This is a genomic window from Pedobacter psychrotolerans, assembly GCF_004340665.1.
In the GTDB taxonomy this organism is placed as follows: domain Bacteria; phylum Bacteroidota; class Bacteroidia; order Sphingobacteriales; family Sphingobacteriaceae; genus Pedobacter; species Pedobacter psychrotolerans.
In genome coordinates this window covers 363311-388930 of record NZ_SLWO01000003.1, presented here as the reverse complement: position 1 = coordinate 388930, position 25620 = coordinate 363311, and the positions used below count along the sequence as shown (strand labels likewise).

Here is a 25620-nt window from a genome sequence, read left to right as displayed (position 1 = left end):
CAAAAGTTTAGGTTTCTTAGTGGGCATATAAACTTGTTCGTTGCTGTAACTCAAAATTAGTCGTCGTTAACCTAATACCTACCTCTTTAGCTAAAACTTTGTATACTATTAGCTCTCCCCTCCGGGGAGGGTTGGGTGGGGGCTTTATCCCCTTATCTGTCCATCACCTCTAACCACCCATTTATAACTGGTTAATTCTTCTAAACCCATTGGGCCGCGAGCATGTAGTTTTTGAGTACTAATGCCAATTTCTGCCCCTAATCCGAATTGAGCGCCATCAGTAAAGCCTGTAGAAGCATTTGCATAAACCGCAGCTGCATCCACCAGATTTAAGAAATTTGTAATATTTTCCGCATCTTCAGAAATAATAGCTTCGCTATGTTTAGAACTATAATCTGCAATGTGATTGATCGCTTCATCAAAATCTTCCACAACTTTAACAGCCATTTTTAAAGCAAGAAATTCTGTTCCGAAATGATCTTCCGTAGCCTGGTTTAGCAAGTTTGATGGATAAGAAGATTTTAGAATCTCATAACCTATTTCATCTGCAAAAAGCTCCACTTGTCTTTCAGCCAATGGCATTAAAAGTGCTGTCAAATCATTCAATCTACTTTGATGAATCAACACGCAATCCAGTGCATTGCAAACACTCACCCTTCTGGTTTTAGCATTAAAAATAATCGCTTTGCCTTTTTCTAAATCTCCAGATTCATCAAAATAGGTATGTACAATACCAGCACCCGTTTCAATAACTGGGATTTTACTATTTTCTCTTACATAATTAATTAGCGACTGACTACCACGCGGAATTAATACATCCACAAAACCTCGGGCATTCAGCAAAGCCTCAGTTGCAGTCCTCTCTGCAGGCAGTAAGGTAAGCACATCAGGGTTAATTTCATGCTTTTTTAACACTTCCTGAATCACTTTTACAATAGATAGGTTCGAATATTCAGCATCACTTCCACCTTTCAAAACAGCAACATTTCCAGTTTTAAAGCACAATGAGAAAACATCAGCAGTAACGTTCGGGCGTGCTTCATAGATCACGCCAACAACACCTAGTGGAACACGGATCTTTTTTAAATTTAAACCGTTATCTAAAGTTTTCTCTGACAAAACTTCATTCAATGGACTAACCAGATTCGCCACACTTTTAATGTCGCTGGCTATATCTAAAATCCGTTGTGCTGTTAGTTTAAGTCGGTCATATTTAGGATCATCAACAGGCATTTTCGCCAAATCTTTTTCGTTCTCATGGAGGATGCCTGCTGTATTTTCGATCAAAGCCTCTGCTAAGTCAGAAAGAACCGCATTTACTTTTTCTTTTGACAGATTAATGAGGTTTCTGGTTGCTTTCTTGGTGTTTTCGAAGTATGTTGAGTAGTTCATGTTTTGAGTATTCAGTAATAAGTATTTAGTATCAAGACTGGGCGCAGAATATAGCGATCGCATTAAGATTTTATCAGTTTGTATTTTTTATCACTGAGAACACTGAGTTTTCACAGAGGGTAAACAGGTTTTACTATAAGCTCTGTGGTGCTCGGTGCCTTTCTCCGTGCGCTCGGTTAATCTTTTTCTTCATTTTTACACAAGAGGTATTTACTCTTCTTTCTTTGCGCCTTCTCTTTGCGGTTAATTTTATATCACCGAATAAAAATAATCATAATGTACCAGCGCTTTTTGCTTCTTAAGCCCGATTCTTTCTCTCGCTTTGTCCGAACCATATTCTGCAATCCCTAAACCAATTAGCTGATTCTGTTCATCTACAATTTTAATAATATCTCCTTTTAAAAAGTCAGTTTGAATCTCTATAATTCCAACAGGTAATAAGCTTGTCGCCTTGCCAGATGTCAGAACAGTTTTTGCGCCATCGTTTAATCTTACAATTCCAGTTGCAGCAGTTTCTGAGTGTGCAATCCACTTTTTCTTGCCCGATTTACTTTTTTCAGGCACGAATCTGGTGTGAATCAATTTCTGATCAAGCAAAGAAATAAGCACATCATCTTTTGTTCCATTGGCAATATGAACGGTAATCCCAAGCTTAGCTACCTTTTGTGCCATTGTTGATTTGGTAATCATTCCACCTCTCCCAAATTGTGATTTTCCGGTTTGAATAAAGGAAGCCAGATTCGAAACTGTTCCAGAAATCTCTTCAATAACCTGTGACCCTTCCATTTTAGGATCACCATCATAAATCCCATCCACATTCGACAGGATAATCAAGGCATCCGCATTTAACATTGAAGCAATTAAACCCGCCAGTTCATCATTATCTGTAAACATTAATTCGGTTACCGAAACCACATCATTTTCATTAACAACAGGAATAACATCATTCTGCAGCAAAATTTGCATACAGTTTTTCATATTTAGGTAATGCGCCCGATCGCGAAAATCTTCTTTCGTTACCAAAACCTGAGCACACTTTATTTGATGTGCAGCAAAGAAATTAGAATAAGTATTAATCAACTTTACCTGACCAATGGCAGCTAATAATTGTCTTGTAGTAATCGCGTCTTGCTTTTCTGAAACTTTAATTAAACTTCTGCCAGCTGCAACAGCTCCTGAAGAAACCAGAATAACTTCTATACCCTGCTGCTTGATTTCTGCCAGTTGGTTAACAAGATGATTGATTCTCGCTTCATCGGGTAATCCATTCGCTTGTGTAATTACATTCGATCCTACTTTGACAACTATTTTTTTATACCCTAATTTCATGATGATTTAAAGCAGTTTATGGTGGCAATTTAATATCATTTTTTTTAATTCAGGTAATTATACCCCTGCAAGATCAACTTTTGCTAAAATGGCAATTATCAGTTTTCTTGAATCCGTTTAAAGAGTGTCAAATAACCTTCTCGCTACTTATGAAGCAATGACCATTAAACTATAAACTATTTCATTAAATTGCATTCACCTAATCTTGAACCAAACATGAAACGTATTTTACCATCCCTGATCTTGCTCAGTGCAATTTCAGCATGTAATCACCCGCAAAAGAAAGAAATGGAACCTATAAAATGGCCTGATGTAAAGGCACCTATGGCGGAAATTATTCCGCACAAAAGAATAATTCACGGCGATACAGTAGTAGATAATTATTACTGGATGATTGATTACTTTAAAAAAGGACCGGATAGTACGAAAGTGGTAAATTATCTAAAAGCCGAAAATCAATATCTGGATGAGATGATGAAAAGTACAGATGCCTTCCAGGCTGATTTGTTTAAAGAAATGAAAGCGAGGATTAAGGAAAAAGATGAATCCGTGCCCGTTTTCAGGAATGGATATTTCTATTATTCACGTACAGAAGATGGCAAACAATACTTTAAATACTGCAGAAAAAAGGGGAGTTTATCTGCTCCTGAAGAAGTGCTTTTAGATGTTGATGAAATGGCGAAAGGACATGCTTATTTCAGTGCAACGGGTTTTAAAATCAGTCCGGATAATAAATTGCTGGCTTATGGAGTAGACAAGGTTTCCCGCAGGCAATATACCATTCAGGTAAAAAATCTGGAAACCGGCGAAATTTATAAAGATGCGATCACCAATACCGAAGGTCCGGGTGCTTGGGCAAACGACAATAAAACGTTGTTTTATACTTCGAAAAATCCTGTCACCTTATTAAGCGAAAAAATTAAAAAACACACGCTCGGTACTGATGAAAAAGCGGATGTGGTAGTTTATGATGAGAAAGACAATACCAATTATATTGGTATAGGCAAGTCTAAAAATGGCAAATACATTTTTGTAGCCTCACAGGGTACCTTGACCTCAGAATATAAAATGATTGACGCTGACCATCCAGAAGCTGATTTTAAAGTTTTTGCTGCCCGCTCTAAAGATGTTTTATATGATGTAATGCCTGTTGATGGAAAGTTTTTAATCCTTACAAACTGGAAGGCTAAGAACTTCAGACTGATGGAATGTCCGTTGGATAAAACAGAAAAAGAAAACTGGAAGGAAGTTATTCCACATCGTGCTGATGTATTGTTAGAAAGTGCAGAAGAATTCAAAGATTATACCGTTCTATCTGAACGTAAAAATGGTTTAACAGAATTGCGTATTTTGAAGAAAGATGGTGGCGATTATTACATTAAGTTTGATGAACCGGCTTATGATGCTGGCGTTGGCGCTAACCCTGAATACAATAGTAAAACCCTACGTTATTCTTACACCTCTTTAACTACACCAAGTTCAGTATATGATTATGATTTGGAGAAAAAGGATCAGAAACTGATGAAACAGCAAGAGGTTCTGGGTGGTTACAATCCTAAAGATTATGTAACAGAACGCATTTTTGCAACCGCAAAAGATGGCACTAAAATTCCTGTTGCTTTGGTATACAAAAAAGGTTTCGAAAAGAATGGTCAATCACCTTTGCTGCTTTATGGCTATGGCTCATATGGCGCAAATTCTGATGTCTATTTTTCTTCCGTTCGCTTGAGCCTTTTAGATCGTGGTTTTGTTTTCGCAATTGCGAACATTCGCGGCGGACAAGAAATGGGTCGCCAATGGTATGAGGACGGTAAATTAATGAAAAAGAAAAACACTTTTACTGATTTTATTGCCGCAGGTGAGTATCTAATTGATCAAAAATATACTTCAAAGGGTCATTTGTATGCCAATGGAGGAAGTGCAGGAGGCTTATTGATGGGCGCTGTTGTAAATATGGCACCAGACTTATGGAATGGTGTAATTGCTGATGTTCCTTTTGTAGATGTAGTCAATACGATGCTGGATGAAAGCATTCCATTAACCACGAATGAGTTTGATGAATGGGGAAATCCAAAGAAAAAAGATGCTTATGATTACATGAAAAGTTATTCCCCTTACGAAAACGTAGAGAAAAAGGCCTATCCAAATATGCTGGTAACTACGGGCTTGCATGATAGCCAGGTACAGTATTTTGAACCCGCAAAATGGGTGGCCAAATTGCGAACAATGAAAACAGATCAAAATGTATTGTTCCTTAAAACCAATATGGAATTTGGACATGGTGGTGCATCTGGCCGTTTCGATTATTTAAAAGAAGAAGCGCTGGGATATGCTTTCTTCTTTAAATTAGAAGGGATTACGAAGTAATTATAATATCAATGTTGAGTGAGCTGGAAAACGAATTGTTCTTTCGCTCGCTCAACTTATACTTTTCATATATAGTAAAAAACTCCCTAATGAATTCTAAATTAAAACCTCTTCAAATTATTCACCTGGTCTTATGCTTTTTTGTCTTCCTGTTTGCTATTATAACTATTTTAATTAACAGAAATCAATTGTATTTTGATGCCAATCCAGCGAATACTGCACCTTTCAACCCCATATTTCCAATTGTAGGATTAATTTCGCTCTCGGTGAGCATCATTGCGTTCAAAAACTTAATTACAAAAATAGATCAGGCAGCCACTGTCGATTCAAAAATAAATCAATATCAAACGGCTTTTATTTTAAGTTCAGCATTATTAGAAGGAGGTGCACTTTTTAATCTTGTAGGTACATTTGTATCACAAAATGCCTTCTTTTTAATTTTCGCTGCAGTGAACTTAATTTTCCTCATTCGCAACCGGCCTACCAAAGATAAATTGATATCCACTTTACAATTGCAATATCCTGATACAGAAACATTGTAATCAATTAGCCCTATCTTTGCCGGTCAATGGAATACAATGTTCACACCTTACCCAATGGCATTCGCTTGTTGCACGTACCATCGGCTTCAGCCATTTCGCATGCCTGCATCATTATCAATACTGGCTCCCGAGATGAAGCTGAACATAAAGCTGGCTTAGCGCATTTTATTGAACATTTAATTTTTAAACGTACAAAGAAACGCAGCACCAATCAGATTTTAAATCGACTGGAAAGCGTAGGGGCTGATTTAAATGCCTATACAACTAAAGAGTACACTTGCGTTCACGCTTCGTTTTTAAAACCTTATTTAGACCGAACATTAGATCTTTTTAATGATATTATTTTTCATTCTACTTTCCCGGAAGAAGAAATGGATAAAGAGAAGAGTGTAATTTTAGATGAAATCGCCTCTTATTTAGACCAACCTGAAGAAGCAATCAATGATGATTTTGAAGATATGCTTTTTGCCGGGCATCCGCTAGGTAATAATATCCTGGGTACCACTGATTCCGTTCAAAATTTTACCAAAGAAGATGTGATTGCTTTTAGAAAGGCTAATTACCGCACCAATGAAATCGTAGTGGCAGTGATTGGAAACTATAGCTTAAACAGCGTGGTTAAAAAAGGGATTAAATACTTTGCGGATGTTGAAGAAAATACACCAGCTAAACACCGGGCAAAGCCAGCCATTTTAAAGCCAGTAACGACAACGATTTACAAACCCATTATGCAGTCACATTGCATTTTAGGAACGCAAACTTATTCAACTTACCAGGAAAAAAAGGTCGGATTAATGCTGCTAAATAATTATTTTGGTGGTAATGGAATGAGTTCTGTATTAAATTTGCAAATCAGAGAGAAATACGGCATTGCCTATACCATTGAATCAAATTTTTCACCACTTAGTGATACAGGAATTTTTTCCATTTATTTCGGAACTGATATAGAAAAACAAGAAAAAGCTTTATCCCTGATTTTTAAAGAAATTAAAAAATTAAGAGAAAAGCCGTTAAATGATCTTCAAATACAAAAAGCTAAAAACAAATTTATTGGTCAGATTGCTTTAGGAGAAGAAAACAGAATTGGATTAATAATCTCAATGGCAAAAAGCTTAATTGATCATGATAAAATTGATTCGCTTGAAACGGTTTTTAAGAAAATAAATGCGGTAAGTACCAAGCAGGTTGCAGAAATCGTTGATGAGGTTTTAAATATAGAAAAGCTTAACATTTTTACTTTCTCACCAATAGCAGAATAATTGTTATTTTTGTAAAAAATGCCTTTGCAATGCTTGATTTTTTCGTCATTGCGACATAATAATAGATATTACATAATGAAATTACCTATAGTTGCCTACGGAGACCCAGTTTTAAAAAAGGTTGGAACCGAAATTGATAAAGATTATCCGGAATTAGAAAAGTTGATCAGTAACATGTTCGACACCATGTATTATGCAAATGGTGTTGGTTTGGCTGCACCACAAATTGGCTTACCAATCCGTTTATTTATTGTTGATATCGGTGAAGATGAAGAAGATGGAACTCCAGGTTATAAAAAGGTATTCATCAATGCAAAAATTCTGGAAGAAACCGGCGAAGCCTGGATGTTTAATGAAGGCTGTTTAAGCATTCCTGATATTCGTGAAAACGTTTTACGCAAACCAAATATTAAGATTACTTATCTGGATGAAAACTTTGTAGAGCATACCGATGATGTAGATGGCATGCCAGCGCGTGTCATTCAGCATGAATATGATCACATTGAAGGCAAGCTATTTACTGATAAAATAAGTGTGCTGCGTAAAACCATGTTGAAAAGCAAGCTGGATGCCATTTCAAAAGGAAACATTCAAACAGATTATAAAATGAAGTTTTTGAATAAGAGCAAAAAAAGATAGATTTTAAATGAAATTTTAGAGGGAAAATGGAAACGTTTTCCCTTTTTTTATTCATTTCGTCATTGAGGGGCACGAAGTAATCTCAATCGCAAAACAGATTGATTCGTCAGCTGAAAAAGCTTCCAAGCAATGACGATTTTTCGATTTGACGCCAAGGACTCAAGACTCTTAACTCCAGACTAAAGACTTAATTCTCACTTCGCTTCTTATCGCCGTCAAAAATCTGCTGCATTAATTTACCCCAGGCAAAAGGATTTAATAAAGGATTGGTTTGCACCATATTTTTATTAACCATCCTATCGAAGTTATATCGGTAATTCTGACTGCCAATTTCTTGCCCATCACGAGGTAAAGTCTGAATCAAACCATCTATCGATGAACGGGAAAGATTCTTTTTGGCAATTGCCATATCATCATCAGCCAATTTCAGGGATAAAAATTCACGAGTAAACTCTTCTGTTGTTGCCCATGGAAAAACCCGAACAGAAGGTAAATCAATTACGTTAGATTTCAACTTAACCATAATCGTATACTTACTGTCTGGCGTACCTTCTGGTATTACAGTAGAGAATTTTTTGTAGCCAATTGCCGTAAATAAAATGGTATCGCCAGGATTAACAATAAAGGTAAAATAACCACGGTAATCTGCAGCAACACGTTTGCTGTTCGCAGAGAGGTTAGTAATGGTTACGTAAGGGATTACATTTGAGCTATCGATATCTGTAATAATTCCTGAAAATTGGATAAGCTTTTCCCTGGCCGGCTTTTGTTGTGCAAAAGTAGCAAAGGAAAAAAATAAGCAAATTAAGGTAACACAATATCTCATTGAGACAAAAGTAATTTTAATAATAAAACTTCCTTGTTAAATATTGTTAAAGCTAAGCTTGCTCTGCCATGTTCACGGCAACTACTGAAGTGATTTGAGGTACAGCTTTCATAATGGCTTGTTCAATACCCGATTTCATGGTCATGAAACTCATTGGGCAAGAACCACAGTTGCCTAATAACTTAAGCTTTACTGTACCATCAGCTGTAATTTCTTCAACAGAAACATCCCCTCCATCAGCCTTTAAATATGGCCTGATAGTTTCTAATGCCTGTTCTACTTGTTCTGTTAAATTCATTATTGGTTTTTTAAAATATAAAAATAGTAATTTTTTAGCAATTCACCATTTGTGCATTGTTAATGGATATTTGCTGCGCAATTTTACTTGCTATATTTCCAAATATCACATCCAACAAAGGATTTTGGTTTAACGCCACTGGTTTGCCATTATCTCCAGCTTCAGAAATGCTCTGGATAATTGGAATTTCGCCTAAAAATGGCACATCAAATCGCTCTGCAAGTTTAGTTCCGCCACCTTTACCGAAGATGTAATATTTATTTTCAGGTAATTCTTCAGGCGTAAAATAAGACATGTTTTCCACTACGCCTAATATTGGAATATTAATTCCAGGCATTTTAAACATTGCAAGGCCCTTATGTGTATCTGCAAGCGCAACTTGCTGAGGCGTGGTGACCACAACAGCGCCAGATATTGGGAAACTTTGCGTAATGGTAATGTGAATATCTCCGGTTCCCGGTGGAAGATCCACAATTAAATAGTCTAGTTCGCCCCAATTGGTATCGTTAAACAATTGCTTTACTGCATTTGAAGCCATCGGACCGCGCCACGGCACCGGCTGACCGGGATCTGCAAAGAAACCCAACGATAAGATTTTAATTCCATATTTTTCAATCGGAATAATTTTGGTTTTTCCATCTGCCGTTTCTTCTGCACCAGGTTTTGCATCAACCAAATCAAACATAGTTGGCACCGATGGTCCATAAATATCAGCATCTATTAAACCTACTTTGGCACCATCCCTAGCCAGTACCACAGCAAGATTACTTGATACCGTAGACTTACCTACGCCACCTTTACCTGACGAAACCAAAATAATATTTTTGATGTTATCCAATGAAGATGAATTTACAGGCTGAGTAACCCTGGAAGTGACATTAATGCTTATTTCAGCAGTTGCTGACACAAAGTGTTTAATGGCATTGTTACATGCGTTTTTAAGCATTTCCTTCATCGGGCAGGCCGGTGTAGTAAGCTCTAAGGTAAAACTTATATGCTGATCACTTATTTTTAAATCCTTAATCATGTTTAAGGTTACCAAATCTCTTTTAAGATCAGGATCTTCTACATTCTTAAGTGCATCTAAAACTTGTTGCGGGCTAATTTGCATTGTATTAATTTAAATTCAAAATTAACAAAACATCGCTACATATACTTTTATTTAGGCTTTTAAACTGTAATTTTAACACGAAATAAACATTTAATTGTTACGTTTAAGAAATTAACCATTTTTACGACTATATGCAAATACCAAAAATCAAGATCCCCAAAAAATATTTAAAAATCGGAGCCTGGGTTTTGGGTGTTTTTTTAATTGTTTGTATCTCATTGGGTGCTGTTGCCTATTCTAAGCGAGAGGCCTTGTTAAAGAAAATGGTGGCTAAAGCAATAGCTAAGGCCGATAAAGATTACGGATTGGAAGTGAAGATCGGCTCTGCCGGATTTACAGGTTTGAGCACCGTAAAAATGACCGCTATTTCTGTAGTTCCCAAAGAACGGGATACCCTTTCCAACATTGGAGAACTGAGCATCGGCGTGAAACTGTTTCCACTAATCTTTGGAAATGTTAAACTATCTGAGGTGGAAATGAGAGATGGCTTTGTTAGCGTAGTCTTAAAAGATTCTACTACGAACATCGATTTTATCTTAAAAAGGAAGAAAAAGGACAGTACAGAGAATAAAGGTAAATCCAATCTGTCAGAAATTGCAAATAACATTCTTAATCAGGTTTTATATAAAATTCCTGATGACATGGATGTGAAAAACATGATTTTTAAGTTTAATGATCACGATACAGCTCAGCTTAGTTTTGCCACGGTTGCAGTAATTGATGGTGGCGATTTAAAGTCAACAATTAATGTTAACAATGGAGAATCTACCTGGCATGTGGATGGTTATGTGAACCCAGGCAGTAAAGAATTAAGCTTCACGGCTTATGCGGATGGAAAAAAGCTGGAATTGCCTTACCTCAACAATAAGCTTCATGCCAAGCTGAGTTTTGACACCCTTCAAACAGAGCTTAAAAATGCAAAATACAGTGGTAATGACTACAAAATATCTGGTTCATGGTCTGTTAAGAATATGCTGATCAACCAGCCGAGAATTGCTTCCAATGATATTATCGTTCAAAGTGCAAAATTAGATGCTGATATTTTAGTCGGCCCAAACTACGTTGCTTTAGATAGCAGCTCTACAGCTTATTTAAAAAACGCAGAAATACATCCCTTTATTAAATACACCCTAGGGAAAAACAAAATTTACGAACTTAAACTAAATGCTCCTGAACAGGATGCACAAGCTGTTCTGAATGCTTTTCCTCAAGGTTTATTTGAGTCTCTTGAAGGCTTAAAAGTTCAGGGGAAAGTAAAATACAGTCTTAATTTTTATCTGGACACTAAAATCCCGGATAGTGTTCGCTTTAATTCAACATTAACACCTGTTGATTTTAAAATTACGAAATGGGGAAAAACCGATCTTCAAAAAATTAATAACCCTTTTATTTATACACCTTATGAATATGGTAAACCGATGCGAGATATCACAATCGGCCCTTCTAACCATAATTTTACGCCATTAAATCAGATTTCAAAAAACTTTATCAACGCTGTGCTTACAGCAGAAGACCCTTCCTTCTTTACCCACAATGGTTTTGTTGAAGAATCAATCCGGAAGTCAATTGCTGTAAATTATAAGGAAAAGAAATTTAAGAGAGGCGGAAGTACCATCAGCATGCAGCTGGTTAAAAACGTTTACCTCAGCCGACAGAAAACACTGGCCCGAAAAGCGGAAGAAATATTAATCGTCTGGTTAATTGAACACAATCACCTGGTGAGCAAAAACAGGATGCTGGAAGTATATTTCAACATTATGGAGTTAGGCAAAAACATCTACGGAATTGGGGAGGCATCAAGATATTATTTTGGAAAACAACCTGCCGATTTAACCATTGGTGATGGATTATTTCTAGCCAGTATTGTACCTAAACCAAAAGCAGCAATGTACAAATTTATGGCTGGTGGTGGTCTGAAACCTTATATGTTTAACTATTTTAGATTTATGGGAAACATTATGGCCAGACGAGGTTTAACGCCTGCGGATACTTCTGGTTACGGATTTTATAATGTTCGTTTAAGAGAAGGTTTACGTCAGTATTTGGCGCCAGATACTTCAGCTGTGGATACCTCAGCATTTGATGGTGATGATGAAGGAATGCCGCCGGTAATCATGCAGGATAACAACAAAAACCTTTTCGATCGTATTTTTGGTGGCAGTAAAAGTGACACGTCTACGGTGAAGCAAGCAGACACTACAAAAACCAAAAAACAGTTGAGGCAAGAGCGGAGAGAACAGCGAAGGCGAGAGAAAGAACAGGAAAATGAACTTTAAATAGTTCTCAGTTGGCAAATGAATAGTCCAACTTTACAACATTAAACATTACAACAAAAGAATGCACAAAATACAGGTAGAGGATAAAGAATTCGAAATCTTTTTAGAGAATGATACCATCAATAAAAGAATTCGTTTAATGGGCATTCAAATGAATGTGGATTATGAAAACAAGTGTCCGTTATTTATTGGAGTACTAAATGGAAGTTTTTTATTTATGGCCGATCTTATCAAAGAAGTTAATATCCCATGTGAGGTGGCATTTATGCGTGTAGCATCTTATGAAGGTACTTCCAGTTCTGGTCAGGTAAAAGAATTAATTGGCTTACCAGCCAATATTAAAGACAGAGATATTATTGTAGTTGAAGATATTGTAGATACGGGTTTAACGCTTACACACATTCTTAAAATGATAAAAGAGAAAAATCCTGCATCAGTTAAAGTGGCTTCTCTTTTACTTAAACCAAGCGCTTTAAAATATGAAATTGAGGATTTAGCCTATGTTGGTTTTGAAATTCCTAATGAATTTGTTGTAGGTTACGGATTAGATTATAACGGCTTGGGAAGAAACCTGATAGACATCTATAGAGCAACTGAGGCATAATTTTTAAATTGGATTAATTTATTTTTCGCACCTTTGCCCAATAATTTTAACAAGATGACCATACATAAGGAAGGTTATACCACAATAGCCATAACCATTTTACTCATTTTCGTGATCAATGCCGTTGTTGATTATAAATACTACAACATCACGTTGTTGCGATGGTTTATCTATATTTTCTCAGCAGCATTATTTTTGATTGTGCTTCAATTTTTCCGCAACCCAAGCCGGAGTTTTTCTAATGGTGAAAACCTGGTGATTTGCCCTGCAGATGGAAAAGTTGTGGTGATTGAAGAGACTGAAGAAGGAGAATATTTTAAAGATAAAAGGCTACAAGTGTCGATTTTTATGTCGCCTGTAAACGTACACATCAACCGGAATCCTATTTCAGGTGTAGTGAAGTTTTTTAAATATCATCCAGGAAAATACTTAGCGGCTTGGAACCCCAAATCATCTACAGAAAACGAACGCACTACTACTGTAGTTGAACATAAAAATGGCACCTCTGTTTTATTCCGCCAAATTGCAGGCGCTTTGGCCCGTAGAATTGTTTGGTATGTAAAAGAAGGAGACCAGGTGGTACAAACGGAGCAATTCGGTTTTATTAAATTCGGATCAAGAGTGGATGTTTTCTTACCTGTTGGAACCAAAGTGAATGTTGAACTTAACCAGGTAGTAAAAGGTGGTATAACCACCTTAGCAACATTAAGTTAAGGCATATAAGAGATATAAGAAAAGCCGATTTAGTTTATGCTAAGTCGGCTTCTTTGTTTATTACAAAATATTTGAGCGGTGGTTTATATTTCTCTGTCGTCACCCTGAATTCATTTCAGGGTCTGGCCTACAGAAAAGATGCTGAAATAAATTCAGCATGACGATCGCCCCAAGCAAATTAATCTATAGCATCATTACCAACTTCCTTTTCTACATCAGAAGCGACAGGGCGATCACTGATCAAACGCTGGGTAGGGTATGCAAAATCAGATTTGTTATTGATTACGATATCCATAATAACCAGGTTAATTTCTTGTCTTATTTTAAGGAAATCACTATAGTTTAATACGGTTACAAAATAATTCACTTCGATATTCAAACCAGAATCACCAAAGCTCTTGAATGAGGCATTACCATCATCACTTGTACCAATGTGATTGTTGATATAACTTTCAATTTCTGTAATGATTTTTCGTAGTGACTCTGAAGTGGTTTCATAGGTAAGACCGATAATAAAAGACACCTTTCGGGAGTTTCGGAGGGAAAGGTTTTCCAAAACACCATCAATCATGCCTCGGTTAGGGATGGTTGCCATTGTACGTTCAGATGTGCGGATTCTGGTACTTCTGAAGCCAACTTTTTCTACCGTTCCTTCTACACCATCAACTTTGACCAAATCACCCACCACGAATGGCTTATCCAGAAAAATGGTAAACGATCCGATCAGGTTTTCCAGACTTTCTTTTGCAGCCAAGGCAATGGCTATACCACCAATTCCTAAACCAGTAATCAGCGTTAATACATTAACTTCAAAAACGAAACCTAGAAGGGTAAAAAAGCCAATAAAAATAACCAGTGTTTTAAATAATTCTTTGAGAAAGGGAACCAATTGATCATCTGATTTATTACTGGTTAATGAGGCTTTGTACAATAATACATGGCTAATGAAATCGATAATCCTTAAAATAATCCAGAATACGGAAAGAATAATCAGAAAAAGAAAAATCCGGTCAATACAGTCACCTAAACTTACTGGCACAGCGATTTTAACTTTTCCTACGAGCTTTCTATAATGAAATATGGCCACTTCAAGTGGATGATTCAATTGGTTAATGGCCAGATAAAGTGTAGTTAATTGAATCAGTAATGAAATGGGTTTGATCAGTAGCGCCACAAAAGCATCATCATGTGATTGCTGTGAAAAATTCTTGAAGAGCATAAACAAAAGCTTACTTAAAAGCTTTGAAATGATTCTTTTTAAGATGATCCCAAAAAAAAGAATCGCACCAAAAAGGCAATAAGCTTTTACTGTATTACCCCAAAACACCTGATCGAAAAAGGCAGCATCTAACATATTTACAAATTTAACCCATCCAAGGGTCATTAATCTTTATTCATTTAACCTTGTTGTTAAAAGAATACCGTAAACAAAAAAACCTCCACGAAATTAATCGTGAAGGCTATATCTTATAATAAAGAGTATTATTTTCTCAAAGATTTGATACGAGCAGCTTTACCAGTTAAAGCACGTAAATAGAACAATTTCGCTCTACGAACCTTACCATAGCTATTTACTTCTACCTTCTCAATATTAGGAGAATTGATAGGGAAAATACGCTCTACACCAATACTATTGCTCATTTTACGAACTGTGAAAGTTTCGTTAGCACCAGCACTGTTACGTTGAATTACAACACCTTGGTAAATTTGAATACGTTCTTTATTACCTTCGCGAATTTTATAGTGTACGCTCACTGTATCCCCAGACTTGAACGCAGGAAAATCTTTTTTCGCGATGGCCTGCTCTTCAACAAATTTTACTAAATCCATGATTTTAAGCTATTAAATCGATATTTCAACCCGTGAAATTCGGATTGCAATATTAGGGATTTTTTTTCAATTAAAAAAACTAATTTTATTTTTTCCACAATCTTTTAGGAATCCACATTAAGCCTATGTAAACTCTTCTATTCCAAAAGGTCAGGACGACGTAGTCTGGTTCGCTCCAACGCTTGTTCATGCCGCCATTCATTCACTTTGGCCTCATGTCCGCTTAATAAAACATCAGGCACTTTATGTCCCCGCCAATCTGCTGGACGGGTGTAAACGGGTGCATCTAAAAGCTCGCCTTGAAAGCTATCGGAGAGGGCAGAGGTTTCATCATTTAAAACCCCCGGAATTAATCGTACAACCGCATCTACTACAATAGCAGCTGGTAATTCTCCACCACTCAACACGTAATCGCCAACAGAGATCTCACGCGTAACGAAAATATCCCGAATGCGCTGATCTATCCCCTTATAATGACCACAAAGAATAATGATGTTCTTTTTAATTGAAAGTTCGTTAGCCGTGCTCTGATTAAGTGTCACGCCATCTGGGCTCATGAAGATAATCTCATCATATTCCCGTTCGGCTTTGAGTTTTTCAATACAGGCCGCAAAAGGTTCGATACTCATTACCATCCCACTTCCGCCACCATATTGATAATCATCTACACTCTTTTGTTTACTGGTAGAATAATCCCTCAAATTATGCACAACAATTTCGGCAATGCCTTTTTTCTGGGCCCGTTGTAAAATCGAATGAGCAAATGGACTTTCTAATAGAGCTGGCAAAACAGTGATAATATCGAAACGCATGGCGCAAAGGTAGGGCAATATCCAAATAATAATAAAATTATTTATATTTGATTATGGGCAAATTGAAATCCGATAATAAAAATTTAGCCATCCCCGGAAATCCAATGACTCAACAAGAAATGGAAGAAGTGATTAGGAAAGCTGAAAATGGCACTTTTCATTCCATGGAAGAGTTAAAAAAGAAGATTTTGGGATGGAAATTAAAACACGAGAAGTTGTAATTAGCAATATTGCGATTGAAAGTTTAGAGAAAATTTATGAATATGGAATCGAAACATTCGCATATAATGCCGCTACGATTTTTATAGATGAATTATATAATCGTATTTATAAGCTATCTGAAGAATACTTTGTACATTCAGAATGTAATTTTCTCCCGACAAAAACGCATATCTACAGGAATATTATCCACGGCAACTATTTAATAATCTATAGAATTACCCCGAAGCGGATCGAAGTTTTAAATGCCTTACACGGAAGCAGAAAACCAACGACAATTAAAGCGTCTAAGAAAATTAAAATTTAATTTACAAGATAAATATCCAGCAGGCCATCAGGTAAATCCAATTTGAGAATTTTTCCTTCATCATCAATTTCAAAAATAAAATCTTCGTTCAAAGGGAAAAGGATTTCAGTTTCCTGATACATAACTGTTGCTACGAATTGCTGTGGATATTCGTTTACTTCTAAAATTTCGCCAAGTTTGCCCATTGTTTCATCAATAGCCATGAAGCCTTTCAGGTCGGTATAGAAAAACTCACTCTCGTCACGCTCCGGTTTTTGACTTAACGGTAGGTATAATTTTTTCTTTAATAAAGGCTGCGCTTTATCTATGTGATCAACATCATCAAAATTAAAATAACCAGTTTTATTCGCTTGCAATTTCGATTCCGCAACAAAGTAGGGCACAAGCTTACCATTCATATCGGCAAAAACAATATCAAATTCAAGCTGTTCGTATTCATCAAATTCGAAAAATATTTGTACTTCTCCTTTTAAACCTCTTGTTTTTGTTACGTAACCTACGTAAAATGCTTCTTCGTGTTTCATATCGCCTATCCTCATCGTCATCCTGAACTTGATTCAGGACCTCAATAAATAGATGCTGAAATAAATTCAGCATGACGAGCTGTATAATTTAAAGTCTCTTTTATATAAAAATAGCGTTCCGAAATTCGGAACGCTATTTTTTGAATCAAAATAATTAAAATTATTCTGCTCCTTCTTCTTTAGTTGCTTCTGCTGCAGGTGCTTCTTCAGTAGCTTCAGCTTCAACAGCCGGAACTTCTTCTTCAACAACTTCTTCTGCAACTGGTGCATTTTTAGCGGCAATTGCTGCTGCTCTGTCTTCTTTTTTCTTAGCTTCTGCTGCTAATGCTGCTTTACGCACATCTGCTTTAGAAGTAGCTAAACCTTCTGTTTTACCAGAGATTTTACCAGCTTTAGCATCAACCCAAGCAGTGAATTTTTCGTCAGCTTGTTCTTGTGTTAAAGCACCTTTTTTAACACCACCTTCTAAGTGTTTTTTGTATAAAACGCCTTTGTAAGATAGAATAGCACGAGCTGTATCAGTTGGTTGTGCACCACTGTTAACCCAAGCTAAAGTTTTTTCGAAGTTAATTTCGATAGTAGCAGGATTGGTGTTTGGGTTATAAGAACCTAAACGCTCAATGAATTTACCATCACGTGGAGAGCGAGAATCTGCTACCACAACATGGAAAAAAGGCTTTCCTTTTTTACCGAATCTTTGCAATCTGATTTTAGTTGCCATTTCTTTTCGTATTTATGTATTCAACATAGTTCCCGGAGCTACATACTGCGGGGCTGCAAAGATAACTAAAATACTGTAAATTAAAAACATAGTTTAATATCTTTATTTTCAGGAGATTTGGCTCAAAATATTTGCACATACTATATGGAAAAAATTGCGATTGACATGGATGAAGTAATTGCTGATGCTGTTGGCAAATTTATTAAACTATATAACCGGGATTATAATGTTCCACTGGATTTGAAAATCGATGCCGGAAACGAAATTTTCCATCATGTTCCTGAAGAGGTGAACCAGAAATGGTTTGAGTATATTAATGAACCTGGCTTTTTTCGTGATTTAGAGGTGATTGAAGATAGTCAGCGTGTAATCAAAGCACTGCAAGAAAAATATGATGTTTATATTGTTTCTGCAGCTATGGAATTTAGAAATTCTCTAGTAGATAAGTATGACTGGCTGACAGAACATTTTTCATTTATTGATTGGCAACACATTATGTTCTGCGGAAATAAAATTGTGAGTGCTGATATCATCATTGATGACCGTACTAAGAACTTTGTTAATTTTCCTGGTCGGCCATTATTATTTACTTCACCACATAATTTATTGATTACTGAATATGAACGTGTAAATACTTGGGAAGAAGTGGCGGGCCTACTTCTTTAATAGAAAATTTTTACTGTGGAACTGAATAACCAGAATTCGTGTAAGTATGTGTAACATTTTACCAGTAAAATATTCTAATATTAAAAAATCAAGTTATGTTAGTAACTACAACGCCTACAGTTGAGGGCAGAAAAATTATTAAATATATTGGTCTGGTTACAGGTGAAACCATAATCGGCGCAAATATTTTCAAAGATTTATTTGCAGGTATTACAGATATTGTTGGAGGAAGATCAAGCTCTTATGAGCGGGTTTTGCGTGAAGGGAAAGATACCGCCGTGAATGAAATGCAACAATATGCTGCCGCTTTGGGCGCAAACGCCATTATTGGTGTAGATTTAGATTACGAAACAGTGGGCAGCGGCGGAAGTATGTTAATGGTGAGTGCGAATGGTACAGCTGTTATTTTAGAAGATTAAGAAATTGCTTATAGCGAAACTAAGCAAAAACAGAAAGTCTTTCCGGTGCGGGAAAGACTTTTCTTTTTTAGAGTGATCTGATCATTAAAAAGATAAGATATCAATTAGTTTCAACCACTTCGAACTCACTTTTTCTGCATCAATATGTTTAATCGCATGATCAAAAGGTGTAAACACAATCTCCCTGTTCATTTGTCCAACCATTACACTTCTTTCCCCGCTTATTAAACCTTCTACTGCCGCAACCCCTAACTGGCTTGCCAATACACGATCCATACAGGTTGGTTTTCCTCCACGTTGAATATGCCCTAAAACGGAAACTTTCGTATCATAATGAGGGTACTTTTCCTGCAAAATTTCACCTACTTTAAATGCACCTCCATTTTCATCGCCTTCTGCAACAATAATAATTTTAGAAGCTTTATCTTTTCGGCTATGTTCTAATTTATGTAAAATATCATCGGCATTCATATTGGCTTCCGGAATCATAATGGCCTCGGCGCCTACACCAATGCCACTTCTTAAGGCAATTAAACCCGAATCTCTGCCCATCACCTCAACGATGAAAAGTCTGTCGTGAGATTCTGCCGTATCTCTGATTCGGTCTACGGCATCAATTACAGTATTTATAGCTGAATCGTAACCAATAGTAAAATCCGTTCCGGCTAAATCGTTATCAATTGTTCCGGGCAAGCCAACGATTGGAAAATCAAATTCTTTTGCAAATACATTTGCACCAGTAAATGTTCCATCTCCGCCAATCACAACTAAAGCATCAATGCCTCTTTCTTTCAGGTTTTGATAAGCTGCCTTTCTTCCTTCAACTGTTCTGAAAGATTCGCTTCTCGCTGTTTTTAAAATGGTTCCGCCACGTTGTATAATGTTCGCGACAGATTTTCTATCCATGGGAATAAAATCATTATTGATTAATCCTTCATATCCACGAATAAATCCCGTTACTTCTATATCGTAATAAATTGAGGCCCTTATTACGGCTCTGATTGCAGCATTCATGCCTGGCGAATCTCCGCCAGAGGTTAAAACACCAATGTTCTTTATCTTACTCATTCGTTTTTTTCTGGAAAGCTGCCTTCCCGTTATCTAAAAATTTAATGTAGTTTTCAGGCTCATAATCAGCTCCCTGAGGCGGTACAAGAACATTTCCATCTCCATCAACAATCACATACTGTGGCTGAGAATTGCTGTTAAATGTTGCCGCCTGAAAATCACTCCACTTTTTACCAATTGTATTTATCTTCTTTTTACTGAATGTAGAAATATAATGTTCCTCTACTGGTAGTTCTGTTTTATCATCAACAACTAATTCAGCCATTACAAAATCGTTCTTTAATCTTTTTGCAACTTCTGCATTTGACCAGACATTATTTTCCATTTTCCTGCAATTTACACAATTCCAGCCCGTAAAATCAATTAAAACTGGCTTACCAAGTTCTTTGGATGCCTGTTTAGCTTGTTCAAAATCATAATAAGGGTCAAATCCTTTTGGTGTTAAACGATGAAACAGCTCAGCGTATTTTTTTTCTTTTATAGATGTTTTAGCACTTGTAACGGGCTGTGCGGCTGTTAAATTATTTAAATCGAAATCCTGGGTAGCTGTAGGCGGTAAAAAAGCGCTGATGGATTTTAATGGCGCACCCCACATTCCTGGCACTAAATAAACTACCCAGGCAAATACCAAGATGGCTAGAAATGTACGTGGAACAGATAAATAAGGCAAGTCACTATCATGAGAGAATTTAATCTTACCTAATAAATAAACTCCCATTAAAGTAAATATCGCAATCCAGATGGCCAGGAAAACTTCTCTATCTAATAAATTCCAATGGTAAGCTAGATCTACGTTAGATAAAAACTTGAAGGCAAAAGCCAACTCAATAAATCCTAATACTACTTTAACACTGTTTAACCATCCGCCCGATTTAGGCAATGACTTTAACAATGAGGGAAACAAGGCAAACAAAGCAAATGGAATTGCTAAAGCGAATGAAAATCCAAACATACCGACTGCCGGGCCCAATCTATCGCCCTTTGATGCTGCATCTACTAATAAGGTACCAATCAGTGGTCCGGTACAAGAAAATGAAACCAAAGCTAAACTAAAGGCCATAAAAAATATCCCCATTAACCCACCTTTATCAGATTTTGCATCAATTTTATTTACAAATGCACTAGGTAAAGTGATTTCGAACGCACCTAAAAAAGACGCACCAAAAACAACCAGCATTAAAAAGAAAAAGGCATTAAAGATTCCGTTAGTAGAGAGTGCATTGAGTGCATCAGAACCAAAAGCGATGGTAACTAACATTCCTAGGGCCACATATATCACTATAATTGATAAACCATAAATTATAGCTTGACCAACAGCCTTGCTTTTGCTACCTGCTTTTTTAGTGAAAAAACTTACCGTTAAAGGAAGCATTGGGAAGATACATGGCATTAAAATCGCAGCAAAGCCAAATAATAATCCTTTAATAAAAGTTTGCCAAAGTGTTAGTTTATCCTGATCAATGCCTTTTTTAAGTGGCGTGGTCGCCTTAACCGTATCCTTTTTAATAGAATCTTTAACAATTCCATTGGCCACGCTATCTTGCGCAGACCCAACCTCTGTAAAAGCCATATCATCTGGCGGAGCGGTTGCTGTGGTATCTTGTACCACTATGGCATAACTTTTAACGGCTGGCAAGGCTAAAAACATTGCAGCCATTAATAACAATAATAAAACCTTTTTCATTTGTGTGTTTCGTGTGTGTTTGAAGCCGTGAAATTAAGCATTATTTATAAATGATTAATCTTTAAAGAACTAAGACACTTAGATTTTACTTTAAAAAGAAACAGTCCCGATTTTGTCGGGACTGTTATAAATATTTTGTAATCAATTACTTAACTGGAATACTGAATTCGATTTCCTCAGGAGGAAGACACTGTCTGTCATTACAAACCATAAACTCTACTTTACCCTTTGCTGTTGTGGCTGCCTTGTTTAACTTTATCTTCTGTTGAAAAATTACGGTTTTCTCGAAGTAGCTTACATTCATTTTAAAGGTGTCTTCGTATTTTGTAATGGCCTTTGGTTCTGTAGTTTTCCCTACCAGAGAAAAATCTTTAGAGGGAGAAAAAGTAAATGTAGTTTTAACCGGGCCACCGTCTTTCACATTTTGTGAGTAAATATGCCATCTGTCCTCAATAGTAGCCTTTAAATAAAGGATTGCTTCTGTTTTGCTAACCTTCTTTGCAGCATATGACCAGGTTACAGGTTTTTCAATTTGAGCAAACGCCCCTGCAATGGTAAATAATACCAAAGATAGCGCTAGTGTGATTTTTTTCATTGTGTGTTTATTTTGTGTGTATAAATTCTATTTCTTTAAAATTGAAAGCTTGAGGTCCCTGTTCTGTATGCATCACCAAACGACCACCGTCTTCTACTCCTGTAATGATTCCTTCAAAAACCTTTCCATGATCTAAGTAAGATGCCTTAACATTAAAATTGTATAATCGTTTAAGGTAATTTTTCTGTAAAATATCATACCCTCCAGATTTTAAAATCAGGTAATATTTTTCTATAAAGATGGAAATTTTCTCTAAAATGCCCATCAAATCAGTTTCCTTTTGTAAAATCTGCACCAGTGAAGTTGCCTTATTGCTAATATGATCAGGGAAATTTAGCTGATTAATGTTCAAACCAATGCCAATAACAGAAGATTTAAATGCAATACCTGTCAGTGTATTTTCAATGAGTATTCCTCCTATTTTTCTATTGAAATAATAGATATCGTTAGGCCATTTAATTTTTATGCCTTCTGTAATATATGTATCTAAAGCATCACTTACGGCCAAACTAACTGCCATATTTAAATAAAACTGCTTCTGCAATGGCAAGAACGAAGGTTTCAGGTAGATACTCATGCTAATATTTTTACCTGCTTCAGTTTGCCAGACACTTTGCTGTTGTCCTCTTCCTGAAAATTGATTATCTGCCATAATAACAGTACCCTCGGCTAATGGCTCGGATTTTGACAGTAAATCCTTTAAAAAGTTATTAGTAGAATCAACCTCTTTTAATTTGATTAAATTTTGACCAACAAATAGTGTCGAAAAAGTGTTATTTTGCAAGTGTTGAATTTATAATATTGTAATTCCCAAATTAAAGCATTTTAATGGTAAAAAAGAAAATAGTAGCCCTTTCTACTTACCTTTCTGAGTTAGCCGTACAAGGCATACAAGAAAAAAAAGGAGAAGATATCGTGCGGTTAGATCTTAGAAATATTCACACTTCAGTAGCTGATTATTTTATTGTTGCAAGTGCCAACTCTGGCACTCAGGTTAAAGCAATTGCAGATAGTGTAGAAAAAGAGATATATAAGGCCACCCAGGCCGATCCAAGACATAAAGAAGGTCAAGAATCTGCTGATTGGATTATTCTCGATTATTTTGATGTGGTTGTGCACATTTTTAAAACTGAAAAGCGCCACTTTTATGGCATAGAAGAATTGTGGGGAGATGCTGAAAGTACAAATTACCAAAGCGCATAACCTATTAGAACCATTTTGAACAAGACAATGAACGATAATCAGAATATAAACGACAATAAAAAAATAGGAAGAAAAATACCTAACATTCCTAAAAAACCACAAAAAGGGCCAAAGTTTAATGTTTTCTGGATTTATGCAGCCATCATTATTGCTGTTATTGCAGCTCAGCTATTATTTTCGGGTGATGGTGGTAAAAAAGTAGATTACCCGGAGTTTGAAAGCAAAATGCTTCTAACCGGAGATGTAGAACGTCTGGTTGCTTATCGATCAGAAGATCTGGTTAAGGTAGAGGTTTACATTAAACCAGAAGCACTAAAAAACAAACCTGAGTATAAAAAGTATAAAAGTACAGGAACATTCTCTGCTGTAAATACAGGCCCTACTGTATATTTCAACGCAGGTACGATGGACGGCTTAGACAAGCAATTGGCCGAATCACAGAAAAACCTTCCTGCCGGACAAAAGCCAATTTTGGCAGAAAAAGACAGCCGCAGCAATCCATTTATGGGATTACTGGTTAATATTGGCCTTCCATTATTGCTTTTAATTGGTTTTTGGATTTTCATGATGCGCCGCATGGGCGGTGGTGGAGCTGGCGGAGGTCAGATTTTCAGTATTGGTAAATCCAAAGCAACCTTGTTTGATAAAGAAAGTCAGGTTAATATTACCTTTAATGATGTTGCTGGTTTAGAAGAAGCTAAACAAGAGGTAATGGAAATTGTAGATTTCCTGAAAAACCCTAAAAAATACACAAACCTTGGTGGTAAAATTCCTAAAGGAGCACTTTTGGTTGGTTCTCCTGGTACAGGTAAAACATTATTAGCAAAAGCTGTAGCAGGTGAGGCACAGGTACCATTCTTCTCTTTATCTGGTTCAGATTTCGTAGAGATGTTTGTGGGTGTAGGTGCATCACGTGTTAGAGATTTGTTTAAACAAGCAAAGGATAAAGCACCATGTATCATCTTTATTGATGAGGTTGATGCTATTGGCCGTGCACGTGGAAAGAATAGTGTAATGGGTGGTAATGATGAGCGTGAAAATACCTTAAATCAACTGTTGGTTGAGATGGATGGTTTCGGAACCGATTCGGGCATTATCATTCTGGCAGCAACTAACCGTCCTGATGTATTGGATTCAGCTCTTTTACGTCCAGGTCGTTTCGATAGACAGATTTCTATTGATAAACCAGATTTAGTTGGCCGTGAACATATTTTCAATGTTCACTTAAAGCCTATCAAAACATCAGAAGAAGTAGATGCCAAAAAATTATCAGCACAGACACCAGGCTTTGCCGGTGCTGAAATTGCCAATGTTTGTAATGAGGCTGCATTAATCGCTGCACGTAAAAACAAAGAGCAGGTTGATATGCAGGATTTTCAAGATGCCATTGACCGTGTAATTGGTGGTTTAGAAAAGAAAAACAAAATTATCTCTCCAGAAGAAAAACGAATAGTTGCTTATCATGAAGCTGGTCATGCAATTGCAGGTTGGTTTCTGGAGCATGCAGATCCATTGGTTAAAGTTTCCATTGTTCCACGTGGAGTAGCTGCATTAGGTTATGCTCAATATTTGCCTAAAGAACAGTTCTTATATACTACCGAGCAATTAACAGACGGTATGTGTATGACAATGGGCGGTCGTGTTGCAGAAGATATTACCTTTGGTAGAATCTCTACTGGTGCACAGAATGATTTAGAGCGGATTACTAAGCTTGCATATGCAATGGTTAGTATCTATGGAATGAATGAGGCAGTAGGAAATGTTTCTTTCCATGATCCTCAGAATGAATATAATTTTAACAAACCATATTCTGAAAAAACTTCAGAATTGATCGACGTTGAAGTTCGTAAATTGATTGGTGATGTTTACATCAAAACCAAACAATTATTGATAGACAAACAAGATGGTTTAGAAAAATTAGCACAAAAATTATTGGAAAAAGAAATTTTATTCCAAGCTGATTTAGAAGAAATTTTAGGTAAACGTCCGTTCGATACACGTACAACTTATGATGAATTTGTAAATGGAACAGGTGATCAAAGCCCTGCAGCTGAAGGACTCATTCATGATGGTGTGAGCGATACTGATATTAATAAAGAGGTTAACGGTTTAAATCCGGCATCAGAAAAAGAGTAATGGTGGTTATGCGTTAAATTGCATATCAACACAATTATACATATGTTTGAACCCTTGAACCCAAAAAGTTCAAGGGTTC

27 protein-coding genes are annotated in these 25620 nt (G+C 36.5%); 13 read left to right on the top strand and 14 right to left on the bottom strand.

Annotated features, from left to right (window positions below; genetic code table 11):
• Positions 1-144 precede the first annotated feature (144 nt).
• Positions 145-1392: a glutamate-5-semialdehyde dehydrogenase gene (locus tag EV200_RS09100; protein ID WP_132531373.1), complete on the bottom strand. Its 1248-nt coding sequence runs from the start codon at positions 1390-1392 to the stop codon at positions 145-147.
• Positions 1393-1641: 249 nt separating this feature from the next.
• On the bottom strand, positions 1642-2721 hold the full coding sequence (proB, locus tag EV200_RS09095; protein WP_132531370.1) for a glutamate 5-kinase: 1080 nt from the start codon (positions 2719-2721) through the stop codon (positions 1642-1644).
• A 216-nt stretch (positions 2722-2937) separates the two neighbouring features.
• Between proB and EV200_RS09090 the strand changes: the two genes are divergently transcribed.
• The 4 genes from EV200_RS09090 (at position 2938) to def (ending at position 7528) form a co-directional block, all read left to right on the top strand.
• Positions 2938-5088 (top strand): S9 family peptidase, encoded by a 2151-nt coding sequence (locus tag EV200_RS09090; RefSeq protein WP_132531367.1) that lies wholly within the window; start codon positions 2938-2940, stop codon positions 5086-5088.
• Between the two features lie 89 nt (positions 5089-5177).
• Positions 5178-5630, top strand: coding sequence for a hypothetical protein (locus tag EV200_RS09085; protein ID WP_132531364.1), 453 nt, complete (start codon positions 5178-5180; stop codon positions 5628-5630).
• Between the two features lie 26 nt (positions 5631-5656).
• Positions 5657-6889, top strand: a complete 1233-nt coding sequence (locus tag EV200_RS09080; RefSeq protein WP_132531361.1) for a M16 family metallopeptidase — start codon at positions 5657-5659, stop codon at positions 6887-6889.
• Positions 6890-6964: 75 nt separating this feature from the next.
• Complete coding sequence (def, locus tag EV200_RS09075; RefSeq protein WP_132531358.1) at positions 6965-7528, top strand: peptide deformylase; 564 nt, start codon at positions 6965-6967, stop codon at positions 7526-7528.
• Between the two features lie 187 nt (positions 7529-7715).
• Here def and EV200_RS09070 read toward each other — a convergent pair whose 3' ends face one another.
• The 3 genes from EV200_RS09070 to EV200_RS09060 are packed head-to-tail and all read right to left on the bottom strand — an operon-like array spanning position 7716 to position 9763.
• The gene (locus EV200_RS09070; protein ID WP_132531355.1) at positions 7716-8354 is read right to left on the bottom strand and encodes a peptidase associated/transthyretin-like domain-containing protein; all 639 of its coding nucleotides are present in this window, start codon (positions 8352-8354) and stop codon (positions 7716-7718) included.
• Between the two features lie 52 nt (positions 8355-8406).
• Entirely contained in the window at positions 8407-8652 is a 246-nt protein-coding gene (locus tag EV200_RS09065) for a NifU family protein (RefSeq protein WP_132531352.1), read from the bottom strand.
• Between the two features lie 34 nt (positions 8653-8686).
• Positions 8687-9763: an Mrp/NBP35 family ATP-binding protein gene (locus EV200_RS09060; protein ID WP_132531349.1), complete on the bottom strand. Its 1077-nt coding sequence runs from the start codon at positions 9761-9763 to the stop codon at positions 8687-8689.
• A gap of 131 nt (positions 9764-9894) precedes the next feature.
• On the opposite strand from EV200_RS09060, the gene EV200_RS09055 reads away from it, so the two are divergent.
• The 3 genes from EV200_RS09055 to EV200_RS09045 all read left to right on the top strand — a co-directional run bounded on the left by EV200_RS09055 (position 9895) and on the right by EV200_RS09045 (position 13357).
• Positions 9895-12039, top strand: coding sequence for a transglycosylase domain-containing protein (locus EV200_RS09055; protein WP_132531346.1), 2145 nt, complete (start codon positions 9895-9897; stop codon positions 12037-12039).
• A gap of 61 nt (positions 12040-12100) precedes the next feature.
• Positions 12101-12643, top strand: a complete 543-nt coding sequence (gene hpt / locus EV200_RS09050; protein ID WP_132531343.1) for a hypoxanthine phosphoribosyltransferase — start codon at positions 12101-12103, stop codon at positions 12641-12643.
• 54 nt (positions 12644-12697) lie between these two features.
• Positions 12698-13357 carry a phosphatidylserine decarboxylase family protein gene (locus tag EV200_RS09045; RefSeq protein WP_132531340.1) on the top strand — a complete coding sequence of 220 codons (660 nt, stop codon included), beginning with the start codon at positions 12698-12700 and terminating at the stop codon, positions 13355-13357.
• Positions 13358-13535: 178 nt separating this feature from the next.
• On the opposite strand, the gene EV200_RS09040 is transcribed toward EV200_RS09045, so the two are convergent.
• From EV200_RS09040 to trmD, 3 genes are all read right to left on the bottom strand, one after another.
• Complete coding sequence (locus EV200_RS09040) at positions 13536-14711, bottom strand: mechanosensitive ion channel family protein (RefSeq protein ID WP_132531337.1); 1176 nt, start codon at positions 14709-14711, stop codon at positions 13536-13538.
• Positions 14712-14839: 128 nt separating this feature from the next.
• The gene (rplS, locus tag EV200_RS09035) at positions 14840-15187 is read right to left on the bottom strand and encodes a 50S ribosomal protein L19 (RefSeq protein WP_025141628.1); all 348 of its coding nucleotides are present in this window, start codon (positions 15185-15187) and stop codon (positions 14840-14842) included.
• Positions 15188-15324: 137 nt separating this feature from the next.
• Positions 15325-15999: a tRNA (guanosine(37)-N1)-methyltransferase TrmD gene (gene trmD / locus EV200_RS09030; protein ID WP_132531334.1), complete on the bottom strand. Its 675-nt coding sequence runs from the start codon at positions 15997-15999 to the stop codon at positions 15325-15327.
• 53 nt (positions 16000-16052) lie between these two features.
• Between trmD and EV200_RS21750 the strand changes: the two genes are divergently transcribed.
• Positions 16053-16220: a hypothetical protein gene (locus EV200_RS21750; RefSeq protein ID WP_165877899.1), complete on the top strand. Its 168-nt coding sequence runs from the start codon at positions 16053-16055 to the stop codon at positions 16218-16220.
• On the top strand, positions 16193-16525 hold the full coding sequence (locus tag EV200_RS22190) for a type II toxin-antitoxin system RelE/ParE family toxin (RefSeq protein WP_132531331.1): 333 nt from the start codon (positions 16193-16195) through the stop codon (positions 16523-16525). Before EV200_RS21750 ends, EV200_RS22190 begins: the two co-directional genes overlap by 28 nt.
• Here the strand turns inward: EV200_RS22190 and rimM are convergent.
• Together rimM and EV200_RS09015 are read right to left on the bottom strand one after the other, a co-directional pair.
• Positions 16522-17049, bottom strand: coding sequence for a ribosome maturation factor RimM (rimM, locus tag EV200_RS09020; RefSeq protein WP_132531328.1), 528 nt, complete (start codon positions 17047-17049; stop codon positions 16522-16524). The genes EV200_RS22190 and rimM overlap by 4 nt on opposite strands.
• 160 nt (positions 17050-17209) lie before the next feature.
• Positions 17210-17770: a 30S ribosomal protein S16 gene (locus EV200_RS09015; RefSeq protein WP_132531325.1), complete on the bottom strand. Its 561-nt coding sequence runs from the start codon at positions 17768-17770 to the stop codon at positions 17210-17212.
• 144 nt (positions 17771-17914) lie between these two features.
• Between EV200_RS09015 and EV200_RS09010 the strand changes: the two genes are divergently transcribed.
• Together EV200_RS09010 and EV200_RS09005 are read left to right on the top strand one after the other, a co-directional pair.
• Complete coding sequence (locus EV200_RS09010; RefSeq protein ID WP_165877898.1) at positions 17915-18436, top strand: 5' nucleotidase, NT5C type; 522 nt, start codon at positions 17915-17917, stop codon at positions 18434-18436.
• 95 nt (positions 18437-18531) lie between these two features.
• The gene (locus EV200_RS09005; RefSeq protein ID WP_132531322.1) at positions 18532-18855 is read left to right on the top strand and encodes a heavy metal-binding domain-containing protein; all 324 of its coding nucleotides are present in this window, start codon (positions 18532-18534) and stop codon (positions 18853-18855) included.
• Between the two features lie 84 nt (positions 18856-18939).
• On the opposite strand, the gene pfkA is transcribed toward EV200_RS09005, so the two are convergent.
• From pfkA to EV200_RS08985, 4 genes are all read right to left on the bottom strand, one after another.
• Positions 18940-19923: a 6-phosphofructokinase gene (gene pfkA, locus EV200_RS09000; protein ID WP_132531319.1), complete on the bottom strand. Its 984-nt coding sequence runs from the start codon at positions 19921-19923 to the stop codon at positions 18940-18942.
• Positions 19916-21607 carry a protein-disulfide reductase DsbD family protein gene (locus EV200_RS08995; protein ID WP_132531316.1) on the bottom strand — a complete coding sequence of 564 codons (1692 nt, stop codon included), beginning with the start codon at positions 21605-21607 and terminating at the stop codon, positions 19916-19918. Before EV200_RS08995 ends, pfkA begins: the two co-directional genes overlap by 8 nt.
• A gap of 145 nt (positions 21608-21752) precedes the next feature.
• A complete protein-coding gene (locus EV200_RS08990) occupies positions 21753-22202 on the bottom strand; it encodes a protein-disulfide reductase DsbD domain-containing protein (RefSeq protein WP_132531313.1) in 450 nt (149 codons plus the stop codon).
• Between the two features lie 7 nt (positions 22203-22209).
• Positions 22210-22986, bottom strand: a complete 777-nt coding sequence (locus EV200_RS08985; protein ID WP_132531310.1) for a biotin--[acetyl-CoA-carboxylase] ligase — start codon at positions 22984-22986, stop codon at positions 22210-22212.
• A gap of 44 nt (positions 22987-23030) precedes the next feature.
• Between EV200_RS08985 and rsfS the strand changes: the two genes are divergently transcribed.
• Both rsfS and ftsH read left to right on the top strand, forming a co-directional pair.
• Positions 23031-23405, top strand: a complete 375-nt coding sequence (gene rsfS / locus EV200_RS08980; protein ID WP_029281534.1) for a ribosome silencing factor — start codon at positions 23031-23033, stop codon at positions 23403-23405.
• 27 nt (positions 23406-23432) lie between these two features.
• Complete coding sequence (ftsH, locus tag EV200_RS08975; RefSeq protein ID WP_132531307.1) at positions 23433-25541, top strand: ATP-dependent zinc metalloprotease FtsH; 2109 nt, start codon at positions 23433-23435, stop codon at positions 25539-25541.
• Positions 25542-25620: the final 79 nt, after the last annotated feature.

What these genes read in the sequence shown, in the direction of transcription:
- ftsH (WP_132531307.1), top strand. Translation starts at nt 23,433, where the DNA reads ATGAACGATAATCAGAATATAAACGACAATAAAAAAATAGGAAGAAAA.
- EV200_RS09085 (WP_132531364.1), top strand. Translation starts at nt 5,178, where the DNA reads ATGAATTCTAAATTAAAACCTCTTCAAATTATTCACCTGGTCTTATGC.
- EV200_RS09040 (WP_132531337.1), bottom strand. Translation starts at nt 14,711, where the DNA reads ATGTTAGATGCTGCCTTTTTCGATCAGGTGTTTTGGGGTAATACAGTA.
- def (WP_132531358.1), top strand. Translation starts at nt 6,965, where the DNA reads ATGAAATTACCTATAGTTGCCTACGGAGACCCAGTTTTAAAAAAGGTT.
- trmD (WP_132531334.1), bottom strand. Translation starts at nt 15,999, where the DNA reads ATGCGTTTCGATATTATCACTGTTTTGCCAGCTCTATTAGAAAGTCCA.
- EV200_RS09060 (WP_132531349.1), bottom strand. Translation starts at nt 9,763, where the DNA reads ATGCAAATTAGCCCGCAACAAGTTTTAGATGCACTTAAGAATGTAGAA.
- EV200_RS09015 (WP_132531325.1), bottom strand. Translation starts at nt 17,770, where the DNA reads ATGGCAACTAAAATCAGATTGCAAAGATTCGGTAAAAAAGGAAAGCCT.
- rplS (WP_025141628.1), bottom strand. Translation starts at nt 15,187, where the DNA reads ATGGATTTAGTAAAATTTGTTGAAGAGCAGGCCATCGCGAAAAAAGAT.
- EV200_RS09065 (WP_132531352.1), bottom strand. Translation starts at nt 8,652, where the DNA reads ATGAATTTAACAGAACAAGTAGAACAGGCATTAGAAACTATCAGGCCA.
- EV200_RS08995 (WP_132531316.1), bottom strand. Translation starts at nt 21,607, where the DNA reads ATGAAAAAGGTTTTATTATTGTTATTAATGGCTGCAATGTTTTTAGCC.
- EV200_RS09100 (WP_132531373.1), bottom strand. Translation starts at nt 1,392, where the DNA reads ATGAACTACTCAACATACTTCGAAAACACCAAGAAAGCAACCAGAAAC.
- EV200_RS22190 (WP_132531331.1), top strand. Translation starts at nt 16,193, where the DNA reads ATGGAAATTAAAACACGAGAAGTTGTAATTAGCAATATTGCGATTGAA.
- EV200_RS09005 (WP_132531322.1), top strand. Translation starts at nt 18,532, where the DNA reads ATGTTAGTAACTACAACGCCTACAGTTGAGGGCAGAAAAATTATTAAA.
- EV200_RS09010 (WP_165877898.1), top strand. Translation starts at nt 17,915, where the DNA reads ATGGAAAAAATTGCGATTGACATGGATGAAGTAATTGCTGATGCTGTT.
- EV200_RS09055 (WP_132531346.1), top strand. Translation starts at nt 9,895, where the DNA reads ATGCAAATACCAAAAATCAAGATCCCCAAAAAATATTTAAAAATCGGA.
- hpt (WP_132531343.1), top strand. Translation starts at nt 12,101, where the DNA reads ATGCACAAAATACAGGTAGAGGATAAAGAATTCGAAATCTTTTTAGAG.
- rsfS (WP_029281534.1), top strand. Translation starts at nt 23,031, where the DNA reads ATGGTAAAAAAGAAAATAGTAGCCCTTTCTACTTACCTTTCTGAGTTA.
- pfkA (WP_132531319.1), bottom strand. Translation starts at nt 19,923, where the DNA reads ATGAGTAAGATAAAGAACATTGGTGTTTTAACCTCTGGCGGAGATTCG.
- EV200_RS21750 (WP_165877899.1), top strand. Translation starts at nt 16,053, where the DNA reads ATGGGCAAATTGAAATCCGATAATAAAAATTTAGCCATCCCCGGAAAT.
- proB (WP_132531370.1), bottom strand. Translation starts at nt 2,721, where the DNA reads ATGAAATTAGGGTATAAAAAAATAGTTGTCAAAGTAGGATCGAATGTA.
- EV200_RS08990 (WP_132531313.1), bottom strand. Translation starts at nt 22,202, where the DNA reads ATGAAAAAAATCACACTAGCGCTATCTTTGGTATTATTTACCATTGCA.
- EV200_RS09080 (WP_132531361.1), top strand. Translation starts at nt 5,657, where the DNA reads ATGGAATACAATGTTCACACCTTACCCAATGGCATTCGCTTGTTGCAC.
- EV200_RS09070 (WP_132531355.1), bottom strand. Translation starts at nt 8,354, where the DNA reads ATGAGATATTGTGTTACCTTAATTTGCTTATTTTTTTCCTTTGCTACT.
- EV200_RS09090 (WP_132531367.1), top strand. Translation starts at nt 2,938, where the DNA reads ATGAAACGTATTTTACCATCCCTGATCTTGCTCAGTGCAATTTCAGCA.
- rimM (WP_132531328.1), bottom strand. Translation starts at nt 17,049, where the DNA reads ATGAAACACGAAGAAGCATTTTACGTAGGTTACGTAACAAAAACAAGA.
- EV200_RS09045 (WP_132531340.1), top strand. Translation starts at nt 12,698, where the DNA reads ATGACCATACATAAGGAAGGTTATACCACAATAGCCATAACCATTTTA.